Origin of the sequence: Runella zeae DSM 19591 (genome assembly GCF_000423565.1) — a bacterium.
GTDB classification, from domain to species: Bacteria; Bacteroidota; Bacteroidia; order Cytophagales; family Spirosomataceae; genus Runella; species Runella zeae.
The window spans coordinates 189,812-204,659 of sequence record NZ_AUIF01000003.1 but is presented as its reverse complement, the minus strand read 5'-3'; the positions used below and the strand labels follow the sequence as shown (position 1 = coordinate 204,659).

Here is a 14,848-nt window from a genome sequence, read left to right as displayed (position 1 = left end):
ACAAATCAGAAGGTCTCATCTATGAATCACCTAACTTCGGGATGATTCATGTTTTTTATTGATGTTAAGCTATCCACGCTTCTACCTCTTCTTTTTTGGGCATTGGGGCATCGATTTTCAACTTCTTGCGCAATCCCCCCAAGTCATTAAAGACTTTGTTGGGATTGGCTTCTTTGAGGGCATCAATAGTCAAAAAGCCCATTTTTTGTAAGGCAGGCACCCAAATTGCGGGCACTCCTTGCGCTACATAATCGGCCTCAGTTGCCATTTCTACTTTCTTTTCTGGGCGCATTTGTGGGAAAAACAATACTTCCTGAATGCTTGTTTGGTCGGTAAGCATCATCGTAAGTCGGTCTATCCCAATACCGATGCCCGAAGTAGTAGGCATTCCATATTCTAACGAACGAATAAAATCTTCGTCCATCGCCATTGCTTCTTCATCGCCTCGTTCGGCCAAACGCAACTGCTCCTCAAAACGCTCACGTTGGTCGATAGGGTCGTTTAATTCAGAGTAAGCGTTAGCTACTTCTTTTCCATTAATAAACAATTCAAAACGCTCCACAAGCCCTGGTTTGCTACGGTGCTTTTTGGTCAATGGCGACATTTCGACGGGATAATCGATGATAAACGTAGGCTGAATAAGGTTATCTTCTACTTTAGCCCCAAAAATCTCATCAATCAACTTGGCCACGCCCATAGTGCTATCGGTTTCGATACCCCATTCTTTACATTGAGCGATAAGTTCTTCTTCGGTTTTCCCTTCTACATTGACTCCCGTAAACTTCTCAATTGCCTCAAAAATGCTCAATCGCTCATACGGGCCTGCAAAATCAATTTCGTTACCCCACGATTGTACTTTTGTAGTACCGTGCACCGCCAAAGCCACTTTTTCGAGGATTTCTTCGGTGATGTTCATCATCCAATGATAATCTTTGTAAGCCACATAAAACTCCAAAGAGGTAAACTCAGGATTATGAGTACGGTCCATGCCTTCGTTGCGAAACATCTTTCCAAACTCATATACGCCATCAAAACCGCCTACAATAAGACGTTTGAGATAGAGTTCGTTGGCGATACGCATATACAAAGACATATCAAGCGTATTGTGGTGGGTTTTGAAAGGACGTGCCGTTGCACCCCCATGAATTGGCTGCAAAATGGGCGTTTCTACTTCGAGCCAGCCTTTATCATCAAAAATACGGCGCATGGTGCTGATGATTTTGGCCCGCTTCACAAAAATATCTTTCACGTGGGGGTTCACAATCAAATCCACATACCGCTGACGATAGCGCAGTTCTGGGTCAGTAAAGCCGTCGTAGGTTTTGCCATCGGCCTCTTTTACTACAGGTAGAGGCTTCAAAGATTTATTGAGAATCTTAAACTCTTGGACATGAATCGATACCTCGCCCGTTTGGGTTGTAAATACATACCCTTTTACGCCGATAATGTCGCCAATATCAAGGAGTTTCTTAAAAACCGTATTGTAAAGGGTTTTGTCATCTTCTGGACACAAATCATCACGGCGAAAATAAAGCTGAATACGCCCTGTACTGTCTTGTAACTCTACAAAAGAAGCACTTCCCATGATGCGAAAGCTCATCAAACGCCCTGCAATGGCGACACTTTTATAGTTAAGCTTATCGTTTTCGTAGTTTTTATGAATATCAGCCGCCGTAACATTGACCTCAAACATCTCGGCTGGATAGGGGTCTATCCCCATTTTCATCAATTCTTCGCGCTTTTGTCGGCGCAGTAATTCCTGTTCGCTTAGCATTTATTTATTATTTATTGTCCGTTACATGTTATTTGTAACTTTGCCTTCCGACAATTAGTACGCAAAATTAGGTAAAAGACTCTAAAACCCAGTAGATACATGAAAATCTCCAAAATCATTATCAAAGATTTTCACCAATTCAAAGATTTTGAGCTAGACCTGACACATCCAGAGACGGGTAAGCCTTTAGAGAAGGTGTGCTTCATAGGAAGTAACGGAACCGGGAAGACGAAGCTCTTAAAAATTATAGATACCTTATTAAATCCCTCTTCTACAAGCGAAGAATTGCTTTTTTGTAAAACAATCTCAGTTGAAGCACAACCACTTTGGTTGGTACTATACAAAGGAAATAGATTTGTATTTAATGTAGAGATAGAAACGATTCCTGATTGGCAAACTAAAATAGTTAGTCACATCGAAGCTTCCGAAATGCTTATCTATAAGTCAAATGTAATCAGTTATCCTTTTGATAACTATCTAGTCGACAAAACTACAATCGAACAAAATCAACCAGATTTACATATATATATCCCTTCTGAAACAGAGAGTAATCAGTTTATACAGCTTTCAGATGTACCTACTACCAATGTGGATGAAGCACTTAAAATGTTTCATCATTTCCCCACTCATCATGTTGTTTCAAACGAAACGATTTCTGATTTTTGGAGAACTCTCATATACTATCTCAAAAAGAGAGAGAGTGACTTTCAGTCTTTTCAAAATTTAGAAGAAAATCAAAATCAAATCGTAAGAAACGTAAAGGCAAAATTTGACCAGAAAAACCCCAATATTTTGAATGAAATTGCCTTCATTTGGGACGCAATACTTTCAAAAAGTGGGCTAGAATTTGACACTTCTAGTGCTCAAAATCCTATTCAACTAACCGACAATCTTAAAGCTTACATAAAACTAAAAGGAACCAACAAATACATTAACTACCGAGACCTAAGTACAGGCATCCGTAATTTTATATTCAAGATCGGTCATATTTATTCCTTATATTTTAATCGAAACATACAACGAGGTATTTTACTGATTGACGAACCAGAAAATAGCCTTTTCCCAGATTTTCTATATGATTTAGTAGACATTTACCAAAGCATTATCCAAAATACCCAAACCTTCATTGCTACCCACAACCCCATTATAGCTGCTCAATTTGAGTCATACGAGCGTTTTATTTTAGAATTCGTTGACGAAGGTTATGTTCAAGTAAGGCGAGGAACTGTACCTATTGGCGACGACCCAAACGATATTCTATCCAAAGATTTTGGCGTACGTAGTCTATTAGGGAAGGAAGGCGTAAAAAAATGGGAACGCTATATCGAACTCCGTACACTCATTCGGCTAACCAATAACCCTGATGAAAAAAGTAAATTGCTGGATGAATTCATGAAAATCGGAAACGAATATAATTTCTCCAATGCGTTATCTTAGAAAATACCCCGATTCTCCACTGGCTCAGTCCGAATTAAGCTACGATAAGGTCAGTGATAGACTTCCTATCCGCAAACAACTGCTGAAGGAACAGCAAGGATTTTGTGCTTATTCCGAACGTTTTGTTAAATCAACCGACGAAACACATATTGAGCATTTTGACCCACGCTTAAAAGAAACATCGCAAGACAATTACTTTAATTGGTACGCCGTCTTACCAAGATTTAATTCTCAAAAGCCTAAGCATATTGAACCTTTTCTCCCTATTCTATCTCCTACTGCTCTCGATTTATCTGCTCGTATTACTTACCAAAGTGAAATAGGCGTTTTTCAGGCTACAAACCCCCATGATATTGAAGCTAAAAATCTAGTAAAATTTCTAAAATGGGATAGTTATGAATTGCATGAAGATTGCCAAAAGCATCTTCAGCGCATCAAAACCCTCCAAGAATTATGCGGAGATGAAACCCTCTTCCTAGAAAAACTTACTTTTGATAAAGACAATCTCAGCTTTGCCACTGCTTTAGAAGCCGAATTCGGTCTCAATATATCCGAACTTTTAGCCCGTGTAGCCTAAAAAACTTCTTTCATCCATTCATACTGTCCAACTACCTTTCGTAAATCATTCAAGAGGATAGCCAAACAAATTTTGTATCATTGTGATATTATTTTAATATCAATATACTCGCATGAAAGAAAAAGAACTTACCTCAGCCTCTGGTTATGTATTTGTTGTTTTAGGCATATTGCTTTGGCTTTTTGGGGGCATGTTTGCCTCTAGCAATGCTGGTGCATTAGCCGCCCTTACTTTTATTGCAGGGGTCATCATGACAGCAGGTCTTACCGTTATCAACCCCAACGAAGCCGCCGTTGCTACTTTTTTTGGAGAGTACATCGGTACCATGAAGCAAAATGGATTGCGATGGGTCAATCCCCTCTATCGCCGCCGGAAAATAAGCCTCCGTGCTCGTAATCTCAACGGCCAAAAATTGAAAGTGAACGACAAAATGGGCAACCCTATCGAAATCGCTGCCGTAGTGGTCTGGAACGTTGAAGATACCGCCAAAGCCGTTTTTGAAGTAGATGACTACCAAAAATTCGTCGAAATACAGTCGGAAGCCGCCGTAAGAAAATTAGCGGGTATGTACTGCTACGATACTATCGAAGACGAAGATGCTACGATCACTTTGCGCGATGGCTCCGGAAAAATCAATGAGATGCTCGAACAAGAGCTCAACGAACGCCTCGAACGTGCGGGCGTAGCCGTGCTAGAAGCTCGCATTAGCCACTTGGCCTACTCACCCGAAATCGCCGGGGCTATGCTTCAACGTCAGCAAGCTTCGGCTGTGGTAGCAGCCCGCAAACAAATCGTGGACGGCGCCGTAGGCATGGTAGAAATGGCCTTGGCCAAACTCTCCGAAAAAGAAATTGTACATCTCGACGAAGAGCGCAAAGCCGCTATGGTCAGCAACTTGCTGGTAGTTCTTTGTGGCGAGAAATCCGTCAGTCCCGTACTCAACACGGGCACACTCTACAATTAATCTTTCGTATAATAGCGTGATGGTCAGAAAAGTTTCTTTTGAAAAAAAGAGCTTTTCTGACATTTTTGCTTCTCAATCACCCTTGATAAAGGTTTACGATGGCTAGTGAAAAAAAAGCATTTGTACTCAGAATCAGCCCCGAGATGTTGAAAGAGCTTGAACTGTGGGCTCAAGAAGAATTTAGAAGTACAAATGGTCAAATAGAATACCTCCTCAGCGACGCGCTCCGCAAACGGCGGAAAGCCCCTAAGCAATCGCCTTCTTCTAATCCTGAATAAAATTTTGGGAGTCTTTCCGAACATTGAAGAACGCAACAGCTAGCATATAAGAGGTGTCAGATAGAAGCTATGCTTCCAAAACGGCATTCTCACATTCTGCCGATGACTCATGTTTGGTGGAAAATTAAGTTTCTCTTTTTTTGTTTGGCTATTACCCAATTCGGGGGAACAAATCCTACAAAAGCACTAAAAAATATTAGTTACTTTTTATTGGAAGTGAGTATATTTGGGAAATAGTCGAAATGGTTATGGTTATACTCTACCCGTTGGCTGCAAGGCTATTTGACACCCTACAAACTTTGAAAGATGAATGACAGAATAGAAGATAATCCTTCACATAAAAAATTAAAGAAAGAGCTTGATGGGGCAGATGCACTAAGCAAGCTAACAGGTTTATTGTCATTGTTTGGAGCAAATTCTAAAGACCTAAAAGAAGCTTTTGAACCTTTTGCAGACATTCAAAAACAATTTGACCTGATTTCCAAAAGCCCTGACAAATTCAATGACCATTTTTCCCAAAAAGGCTGGATAGCACCTGAATCGATGAATAGTGATTTAATGCTTACTTGTATTGAATTTGCAGAGAAAGGACATAGTGAATTAGCGGAACAAGAACTTATAAATTATTATAGTTCAGACAAAATGCAATGGTTGACATACCAACTTAAAGGCACTAAGGAATTTTCTATAAGGTACTCGTTAATCAAAGCAGCCTACGAGGACACAATAGCAGAAAAATATTATGCTTGTATTCCTGTTTTATTATTAGTTATAGACGGTGGCGTAAATGATGTTGATAGAAATAAAGGATTTTTTGCGGAGAATACAGACTTGACTGCATGGGATTCTATTGCAGCCCATAGTTCAGGTTTAGCAACTTTAAAAGAAATTTTCAACTACCCGAGAAAGCGAACAACAGAAGAAGAAATTACTATGCCTTATAGACATGGAATTCTTCATGGCAGAGACATTAACTATGCAAATAAAACTGTTGCTGCAAAATGCTGGGCTGCTCTTTTTGCATTAAATGATTGGGCGAAGGCTGTAAAAGACGGCAAAAAGAATCCGCCCCCAGATGAACCAAAACTTAGTTTTGGTGAAAGTATAAATGAATTAAAGACGACGCTTGAAAAGTGTACAGAGAGTCAAAAAAGGAATAAGGAAGTTAGCCGGAAAGTAGATGAATGGTCAGCAAGGAATCTTGAAATTGGGGTTAACGTTCCGCCAAAAGGTTTACCAAATGATTATGAAGCGTTTACACCAGAAAGAGAAGCTATATCATTCATAGAAAATTGGAAAAGTAAAAACTATGGAGCAATCGCAAAACAGATACATTTTTTTACCAAAGGAGAAATCAATTGGGGAAAGGAAGCAGGTAAAGTTAGAAAAATCTTTCAAAATAAAATTCTAAAAGATTATGCTATCACGAATATAAAAGACTGTTCGCCAGCAATCACAGAAGTCACCTTGTCTGTTGACCTTATTTACGAAGAAAAAGAATACAACATAGAAATCACATTGCGACTCATTTATGATGGACCAAACGGGGAAATTTTAATCTTCGGTGACAAAGGTGGACAATGGAAATTTATTGAATCTTTTTTCCATAAAATTGACTATCTCTACTGACAAGCCCAGCAGCCAACAAAAGGTTTGCGGCAACGCTGGCGAACGGGATAACAATCGGAAGTTGTAATACTATCAGCTAATATCGGGCTATACCGAATTCTATTTGGGTTTTAGTTGTTGACTCCAACTTGTTTTTTTTAATTGACTTCAGTTGCCAGGCGGACACAGCAACAATTCCAACTCTGCGGCAAGCCCTAACGTTAGCGGCTACTTTAGGACTACATCGCAACAAACGACAACTTGATAAAAGAACTTTACATATCTAGTGGACTTGGTGATTTGTTTAAGGCTCCACCACGCGGCCGCTTTGTTCTTCGATTAAATCCCGAAAGTTTTCGGAATGCTAAAAATCCCCATCGCAAAACCCTTAACCCTAGGCAATGGCAGGACGACGATACAGCAGACCTACATTTCCTTAAAGAACAACAACGCCTCTATCCTCAGGCGTTTGTTTGACTCCACCGCTAGATAATTTTTTAAGTACATCTATTTCATTTTTGCTAACTTGAGGTCAAAATATACCTTTTTGTTAGTAGTATGAAATTGAAACATCTATTATTAGGCGGAATCGCTTTATTATCTTCACATTTAGGTTTTTCGCAAGTAGGCGCTTGGCAGTTCAACAACTACGCCGGTCTCCAAGGAAGTTATTTAAACCCTGCCTCCTTGAGCGATTCGCGGATTGGATGGCAAGTCAATCTAGCCTCTATTTATACACGCGGTGGAGTGAAGGAAGTAGACTATCCAAGCAACTATGTGCTTTTTTCGGGAACATCCCTAAAACTCAATAAACAAACTTGGGCACCCACTTATACGGATGTAAGAGGGCCGGGCTTTATGCTTCAATTGCCTAATTCTCACGCCTTTGGAATCACTACGCGCTATCGCGCTGCTAGCCTTAAAATTGGCGCTTCTGAGAGTACCAACCCCATCAATAGCATTTGGGAAACGGAAGCTTTCAATGAAGTTGCCTTGTCGTATGCACTGCCGGTATTTTCCCACAAAAATCACCGCATCAGAGCAGGAGCTACTTACAAACTTCTTGGTGGGGTATTTTATGACGGTCTAAACGCCAACGGAAATATCGGAAGCAGCGGTTTTTCGGGAAATATTCGTGGGGCATCATCGGGTTTCAATCAGTCGTTTGAATGGTCCCAAATAATTCCCAAAGCAAACGGAGGAGGCGCTTTTGATGTAGGTGTTATTTACGATTTTATCCCTGATGTCGAAAATTATCTTTATAAAATGGACGGGAAAGAACTTTATGATGTCACCGAAAACAAATATTTAGTGAGAGTTGGGTTATCATTGCTCGACAATGGTTCTCTTTCTTACAAAGCTTTACAAGCTCGTGACGCCACTTTCACTAATCATATCGTACCCACTAAATTTGGTGAAGAAAATTTAGTCAAAGATCTAAGGGGACTTCTTCTTACAGACGGGACAGCCCAGGCACGTGACAATATTTCCCGTAAACTCCCTAGTATCTTTACGGCCAATGTGGACGTGCGCCTAGGCAAAAAGGGATGGTACCTTAATGCTTTGGTAAATAGTGCAAAAAAAACAGCAAACGCTTATAATCCTTTTCTACTAGCAGCGCTTACCCCTCGAATTGAAAAAGACGGGGCCGAATTTTCGATGCCTGTCAGCTACTGGAGAGATACCAAACAATGGGCCGTAGGGATTCATGTTAAATTAGGAGGGTTGTTTTTTGGCACCGAAAGTATCAATTCTCTTTTTGGCAGCAAAAGCCCCGCGCCTACGGTCTATGCAGGCTTTTCGATTCAGGGTTGGGCAAAAAAAATAAAGGATTCCGATGGAGATGCCGTCTCAAACAAACGAGATGAATGTCCCGACTTAGCAGGACTTTGGACTTTCAAAGGCTGCCCCGACCGTGATGGCGACGGTATCAAAGACGCTGACGACCAATGCCCCGAACACGCTGGCCCCAAAGAAACCAACGGCTGCCCCGATTCTGATGGTGATGGTATTTTTGATAAAAATGATGCTTGCCCCAACGCCGCTGGCCCACAAAAATTCAACGGCTGCCCCGACACCGACAACGACGGTATCGCCGATAGCGAAGATGCTTGCCCCGATAAAGCTGGCCTAGCGGAGTTTGGTGGGTGTCCCGATACCGACGGTGATGGCCTCATGGACAAAGAAGACGAATGCCCCGATGTGAAAGGCTCTAAACTCTTGCGTGGCTGCCCCGACTCTGACGGCGATGGTATTGCCGACAAAGACGACCGCTGTCCCGACCAAAAAGGCTCTCCTGAACATGGCGGCTGCCCTGATAAAGACAATGACGGCCTAGCCGACAATGCCGACCAATGCCCCGATGAGGCTGGATGGAAAGCCTTAGAGGGCTGTTTGCCTAAGGTATTTTTTAAATCCGACCCTGCTCTTAGTGTTACACTCAACAATGCACTAAAAACCTTATCGACCCAGCTCCTGACGACCTCTGCCAACGAAGTACCTGATTTGACCGCTATCAAAAACTGGCTTAACGAACATCCTTCTGCTACCTTGAATGTGGTATTTGCAGGTTCTAAAGCCGAAAATCTCAAGGCTGAATTGTTGCCAGTAATTCAAAAAACATTGGGTTCGCTGCGATACGAAACCACCGTTGAGCCTCAACTCAGCACCAACGGCTCAGGCATACTACTCAGATTTATTAATAAGCCTTAATTAATCATGAGATTATTACTTTTACTATTATTACCATTTTTGATGTGGGGTCAGGGACGAAAACGCCTCCCTAGCCCCATCAATGAAACCGAACATATCGAATACGCTCCCTCTATCAGTGCCGACGGGCGAACGCTCATTTTTCAGTCTGACAAATACGGGCTGTTTGTGAATGCCGCCAAAAAAGTCCCTCAAATCAATTCGGATGGGCGTTCCGACAAAATACTTGATGAATATGAGGCCAACTTTTTTGGAATATATGAGGTAAAACTTCATCCATCGGGCGAATGGATGAAACCCAACCATATTGCCCCTATCAACGAATACGCCCGCGAAATGATGACACCCGTCATGGGCGGCCCCAGCATAAGCTACGATGGTAATACGCTATTCTTTTTTGCCAACTTTGGTAAAAGTGGATACGGTCGAGAAGATATTTACTACTCAATACGCGAAAAAAACGGCTGGAGCAAGCCTATCAATATCGGCTCCACTATCAATACCGACGGCTATGAAGGCTTCCCGAGTGTATCACCCGATGGCAAACGGCTGTATTTTACCCGTGAGGATGTTGGAAAAAATGTCGATGGCAAGCAATGTTACCGTATCATGGTATCCGAAAAAGGTCGCAATGGCAAATGGAAACCACCTTTTGAGCTTCCTCCACCGGTCAATTTGGACTGCGAAAAAGCCCCTCGCATCATGGCCGATAGCCGTACGTTGGTGTTTTCTTCCATTAAAAAATCGGGCAAAGGAGATTTTGACCTTTATAAATCAGTATTGCAAGACAACGGCAACTGGTCAGAACCACAACCTTTGGAATTTGTCAATACCAAAAAATCTGACTTGTTTGTGGCCATAAGCCCTTGCGGCGATTTAATGTATTTTGTGAGCAATGGCGATATTTTTACGACCCCCGTTCCCGATGAACTACGTCCGTTTAAGATAGCCACTGTACAAGGCTATGTTTTGGATTCGCTAACTAAAGCTCCTATTGCGGCCACTATCGTGGTCAAAGATGTGGCCTCGGGGCAGTCAGTGGCAGTATTGGAAAACAATCCCTCCGACGGGCGTTTTACGGCGCTTGTTCCTGTTACGGGCGAATACGAACTTTCGGTCAATCTTGCAGAATTTTTCACCAAAAACATCCTTATCACCAAAGATTTTTACAAAAACTGCGAGGTGATTTCCCGCGATTTTTTGCTTCAAAAATTGCCAAGTACGACCGCGAATGCTCCCTCTCTTGCTACTAACAAAACCTCTAGCCCCTCCGCAAATCCTTCTAGACCTACCGTAGCGATTGTAGAGCTAGATACTCCACCCACTGAAAAGAAAGAAGAAACGCCCGTACTAGCTACCAATGCTCCTTACTCCTCTCCTACCCAGCCACCTGCCACTCCTACACCCAAGGCGTTGGAAGAGATAGAGCTGGTGGCCGATTCGCCTTCTACTCAATCCGTAAAAGTATCTGCCGAAGGTCAAAAACCCGATGATAGCAAGTTGATTGTCGAATACGCCCTGATATTGCGGATTGTAGATAAAGAGACCAACGAATTTGTTGCCAATCCTCAAGTGATTTTGAAAGACAAAGAAGGCAAACCAACTTCCTTGAAATCCGAAATTTTAAACAATGAGTTTTATATCAAAGTCAAAGAAGGGGATGAATTTGGACTTACCGTACAAGCCGCTGGCTTTCTGCCTTTTAGCGCTGCTATTCCTAAATTGACACAAGATAAACGTGTAACGGTAAAACTTGCTAAAAACTTACCCAGTGTACTCAATATCGTAATGGTGGATGCACAAACCAATCAGCCTTTGAGTGGAATAGCTCGTGTCAAGTCAGCCACAGGCAAAGAAACGCTCCTTCAAGTCAGCAATGGAAAAGCGCAAGTCTCTCTTACTTCAAATGACAACTTCCAAATCACCGGCGAAACCAATGGCTATTTTCCCTTGTCTAAAACTTTGCAAGTTGAACTTCCCGCCGAAGGCAACAAAATCTATGATTTAGAGCTTCGTCTTGTATCAGATGAGTATTTTATCACCGCCGAAGCCTACAACATCGAAAATGCCCAACCCATTGCTTCTGCTCGTATTTATGTCTTGGATGCCTCTGGAAAACGTGTATTAGAACTTACCGCTGATGCCACAGGAAAGGCGACTGCCAAACTACCATCCAAGGCTAATTATACCGTAGAATGCGTAGCAGAAGGCTTTCAGACGGCTACCCAAACCCTCAAGGATTTGCAGCACCAAACCATCGTACAGTTTAAGCTAGTACCTATCAAGAAAAAAGAAAAGGAGCTAAAACTTATTGTATTGGATGCTTACACGGGCGAAGAACTTAACCTCAAAGCTACCCTCAACGGCAAACCCACTGAGCGACCTACTCCGTTTTTTGTGAAAGGGACGGAAGGTGAACGCTTTGAACTAAAACTATCAGGCGAAGGAATTGACCAAAATCCGATTGCTTTTGCTTTTGTGGATTCACTCATCAATCGTACAAGTCTTACCTTGCGCGTGCCAAGGTCTACCTATGATTTTGATTTTGGAGTGGTATCTCGCAAAGACCGAGGTGCCGTGGCCAAAACACAATTCAAAGTAATAGATTTACAAACCAAAGCCGAGGTGCCTGTATCAGCGGCCAACGGTAAATTCAAATATTCACTACAGCCTACCAAACAATACGCGTTGCAAATCAAAGCAGATGGGTTTGAAGACTTCAACACCCGCATCGAAACCCTGAAGTGGATTTCGGACGGAGAGTTGGAGAAAACTTTTGTTTTAATACCCAAAGTTGCACAAACTCCTCCTCCTGCTTCTTCGGTAGCTAGTAGTCCTACGGTCATCGAATCCAAGACTTTTGGTAAGATTGAAAAAGGAAAGGCAATTATCCTCAAAAACATTTATTTTGACCAAAGTAGCCCCGTTTTACGTACCGATTCTTATCCCGAATTAGACGCCCTTGCAGAAGTAATGAACCAAAATCCTTCGATTCGTATCGAAATTAAAGGCCATACCGACAATGTCGGCGATTTTGATTTGAATGTAAAACTTTCCAAGGAGCGTTGCCAATCGGTAGAAGCGTATTTGATTCAAAAAGGAATCACTAAAGAGCGTTTGCAGAGTGTAGGAAGAGGGAGCCTCGACCCTATCGCACCTAATACTAGCGAAGAAAACAAGAAAAAAAATCGTCGTGTAGAGTTTACCGTACTTTAGGGAGGGGTCATTTGCGTAACTTTGCAGTATGCACTTATACATTCATATTCCTTTTTGCAAACAAGCTTGTCACTATTGCGACTTTCATTTTAGTACCAATCTAAAACTAAAAGCCGATTTGGTGGCTGCTATTTGTCATGAAATTGCGCTTCAAAAAGATTATTTACCACACAATACCCTCCAAACCATTTACTTTGGTGGTGGTACTCCTTCTTTGCTTACTACCGAAGAATTAGGGAAAATTTTTGAGACTATTCACCTTTATTTTCAGATAGAAACTAATGCCGAGATTACGCTTGAAGCCAATCCGGATGATTTGAGTTATGAAAAACTAATGTCATTGAAACCCTTCGTAAATAGGCTTAGTATTGGGCTACAGTCCTTTCATGAGCCTTATTTGCGATTTATGAATCGTGCTCATAGTGCCTCACAATCTTATTCAAGTGTCAAGCTAGCACAAGACTGTGGTTTCGACAACCTGACCATTGATTTGATTTATGGCATGAGTCAAAAACAGTTAGGTATTTCTTCTTCTAGTGATAGTGATGACATTCGTCTGTGGGAAAAGGATTTGGAAATGGCCGTAGGGCTTAGCACACCCCATATTTCGGCTTATAATCTGACCATTGAACCTCAAACAGCCTTGGGAAATTGGTTAAGAAAAGGCAAAATCAAAGCAGTAGAAGAAGAACTATCAGCGCGTCATTTTGAGATGATGGTAGCGTATTTAGAAAATCATCATTTTGAGCAATACGAAATTTCAAACTTTGCTCGAAATCATCAATACGCTATCCACAACAGCAGCTATTGGAAGCGCCGCCCTTACCTAGGAATTGGGCCAAGCGCTCATTCTTTCAATGGTAGCACTCGCCAATACAACATCTCTAATAACATAAAGTATCTCAAATCATTAGAAGCAAAATCGCTCAATTTCGAAATAGAAACACTTACCCCCTTCGACCAAGTAAATGATTATATTCTGACAAGTCTACGCACGATTTGGGGGTGTGATTTGGGGATTATTCAGGAAATTTCGGGAATAAACTTACTAGAAGTACAAAAACATTACCTTAAGTCGTTTGTTGAAAAAGCATGGCTTTATGTAGAAAACAATAAACTCTTTCTCACTCGCACAGGAAGACTTTTTGCCGACCGTATTGCTGCCGACTTGTTTTTGGTTTGAAAGATTCTCCCTTTTTTTTCGATTTTTGTATTTCTAAATACTAAAAACTCGCTCTAACCCTCTGATATGGCTGTCAATCGAATTCGCACTACTCCTCCTCCTTCCCCCAAATCCACTCCCACTCGTAGTTGGAAATCAGTAGTAACTCGTATTGTGTTGAAAGGTATCCTTTACTTTTTTATTGGGTCAGTCATTTGGGTAACGGTTCTCAAATTTGTGCCTGTTTGGGTCACTCCGCTTATGATAGCGCGCAAAATAGAAGCAATCGCCGATGGCCGTGATAGTAAAATTCATTCTGATTGGACTTCGTTCGACGAGATGTCAAAAGAAGCCCCTTTGTCGGTTGTTTCTTCCGAAGACCAGCTTTTTCCTGAGCATTGGGGATTTGATTTTAAGTCTATGAACAATGCGTTTAGATACAACCTCAAAGGGAAAAAAATCAGGGGAGCGAGTACAATCTCCCAACAAGTCGCCAAAAATGTGTTTTTGTGGCAAGGACGTAGCTATATTCGGAAAGGACTAGAAGCTTATTTTACAGTATTGATTGAGGTCATTTGGGGTAAAAAACGCATCTTAGAAGTTTATCTCAATGTAGCCGAAACCGGCAAAATGACGTTTGGGTATGAAGCGGCAGCCCAACGTTTTTTTAATAAATCTGCCTCTGCCCTCACTCGCTCCGAAGCCGCTCGGATTGCAGCGGTATTGCCTAGCCCGCTTCGATTTTCTGCCAAAAACCCTTCCAATTATGTGCAGAAGCGTACCCAGCAAATAGCCCGTCAGATGCGCATGCTTGGACGCGATTATATCGCCCATCTATAACCTTTTGTTTACCAAAAACAGCCTTTCATTTACAGATAATTATTTTATAAGATTCTTTCTTTTTCTTAGATTTTTTTGGCACAATTGTTGAGAAGAGCATCTGCATACCCTACATAACACATCACCTTTCTTGATGCTTAGTGTCAATATTGAAAAGACAATCAAGTAAATCAAAGAGGAAATTGAAGACAGAAATACGTTGGACAAAACATCTATCCCAGTTCAACAAATTCTCATTTATCCAGTAACAGTGTAGGGTATGGCAAGACATTTAAGGTAC

General features: G+C 41.6%; 10 protein-coding genes. 9 read left to right on the top strand and 1 reads right to left on the bottom strand.

Annotation, left to right across the window (positions count from 1 at the left end; all coding sequences use genetic code 11):
- Positions 1–64 precede the first annotated feature (64 nt).
- Complete coding sequence (gene lysS, locus G563_RS0100940) at positions 65–1,774, bottom strand: lysine--tRNA ligase (protein ID WP_028663636.1); 1,710 nt, start codon at positions 1,772–1,774, stop codon at positions 65–67.
- Between the two features lie 99 nt (positions 1,775–1,873).
- Between lysS and G563_RS0100935 the strand changes: the two genes are divergently transcribed.
- The 9 genes from G563_RS0100935 to mtgA all read left to right on the top strand — a co-directional run bounded on the left by G563_RS0100935 (position 1,874) and on the right by mtgA (position 14,568).
- Positions 1,874–3,211: an AAA family ATPase gene (locus G563_RS0100935; RefSeq protein ID WP_028663635.1), complete on the top strand. Its 1,338-nt coding sequence runs from the start codon at positions 1,874–1,876 to the stop codon at positions 3,209–3,211.
- Positions 3,198–3,788 (top strand): HNH endonuclease family protein, encoded by a 591-nt coding sequence (locus G563_RS0100930; protein WP_028663634.1) that lies wholly within the window; start codon positions 3,198–3,200, stop codon positions 3,786–3,788. Before G563_RS0100935 ends, G563_RS0100930 begins: the two co-directional genes overlap by 14 nt.
- Positions 3,789–3,900: 112 nt before the next feature.
- Positions 3,901–4,752 (top strand): SPFH domain-containing protein, encoded by an 852-nt coding sequence (locus tag G563_RS0100925; protein ID WP_028663633.1) that lies wholly within the window; start codon positions 3,901–3,903, stop codon positions 4,750–4,752.
- Between the two features lie 98 nt (positions 4,753–4,850).
- Positions 4,851–5,030, top strand: coding sequence for a type II toxin-antitoxin system antitoxin (locus G563_RS0100920; RefSeq protein ID WP_028663632.1), 180 nt, complete (start codon positions 4,851–4,853; stop codon positions 5,028–5,030).
- Between the two features lie 306 nt (positions 5,031–5,336).
- Positions 5,337–6,659 (top strand): hypothetical protein, encoded by a 1,323-nt coding sequence (locus G563_RS33415; protein WP_051210676.1) that lies wholly within the window; start codon positions 5,337–5,339, stop codon positions 6,657–6,659.
- A 537-nt stretch (positions 6,660–7,196) separates the two neighbouring features.
- Entirely contained in the window at positions 7,197–9,350 is a 2,154-nt protein-coding gene (locus G563_RS38600) for a DUF5723 family protein (RefSeq protein ID WP_051210675.1), read from the top strand.
- A gap of 6 nt (positions 9,351–9,356) precedes the next feature.
- Entirely contained in the window at positions 9,357–12,566 is a 3,210-nt protein-coding gene (locus G563_RS36635) for an OmpA family protein (protein WP_084650719.1), read from the top strand.
- A 28-nt stretch (positions 12,567–12,594) separates the two neighbouring features.
- Complete coding sequence (gene hemW / locus G563_RS0100900) at positions 12,595–13,749, top strand: radical SAM family heme chaperone HemW (protein WP_028663630.1); 1,155 nt, start codon at positions 12,595–12,597, stop codon at positions 13,747–13,749.
- Between the two features lie 66 nt (positions 13,750–13,815).
- A complete protein-coding gene (gene mtgA, locus G563_RS0100895; protein ID WP_028663629.1) occupies positions 13,816–14,568 on the top strand; it encodes a monofunctional biosynthetic peptidoglycan transglycosylase in 753 nt (250 codons plus the stop codon).
- Positions 14,569–14,848 lie beyond the last annotated feature (280 nt).

What these genes read in the sequence shown, in the direction of transcription:
- lysS (WP_028663636.1), bottom strand. Translation starts at nt 1,774, where the DNA reads ATGCTAAGCGAACAGGAATTACTGCGCCGACAAAAGCGCGAAGAATTG.
- G563_RS0100935 (WP_028663635.1), top strand. Translation starts at nt 1,874, where the DNA reads ATGAAAATCTCCAAAATCATTATCAAAGATTTTCACCAATTCAAAGAT.
- G563_RS0100930 (WP_028663634.1), top strand. Translation starts at nt 3,198, where the DNA reads ATGCGTTATCTTAGAAAATACCCCGATTCTCCACTGGCTCAGTCCGAA.
- G563_RS0100925 (WP_028663633.1), top strand. Translation starts at nt 3,901, where the DNA reads ATGAAAGAAAAAGAACTTACCTCAGCCTCTGGTTATGTATTTGTTGTT.
- G563_RS0100920 (WP_028663632.1), top strand. Translation starts at nt 4,851, where the DNA reads ATGGCTAGTGAAAAAAAAGCATTTGTACTCAGAATCAGCCCCGAGATG.
- G563_RS33415 (WP_051210676.1), top strand. Translation starts at nt 5,337, where the DNA reads ATGAATGACAGAATAGAAGATAATCCTTCACATAAAAAATTAAAGAAA.
- G563_RS38600 (WP_051210675.1), top strand. Translation starts at nt 7,197, where the DNA reads ATGAAATTGAAACATCTATTATTAGGCGGAATCGCTTTATTATCTTCA.
- G563_RS36635 (WP_084650719.1), top strand. Translation starts at nt 9,357, where the DNA reads ATGAGATTATTACTTTTACTATTATTACCATTTTTGATGTGGGGTCAG.
- hemW (WP_028663630.1), top strand. Translation starts at nt 12,595, where the DNA reads ATGCACTTATACATTCATATTCCTTTTTGCAAACAAGCTTGTCACTAT.
- mtgA (WP_028663629.1), top strand. Translation starts at nt 13,816, where the DNA reads ATGGCTGTCAATCGAATTCGCACTACTCCTCCTCCTTCCCCCAAATCC.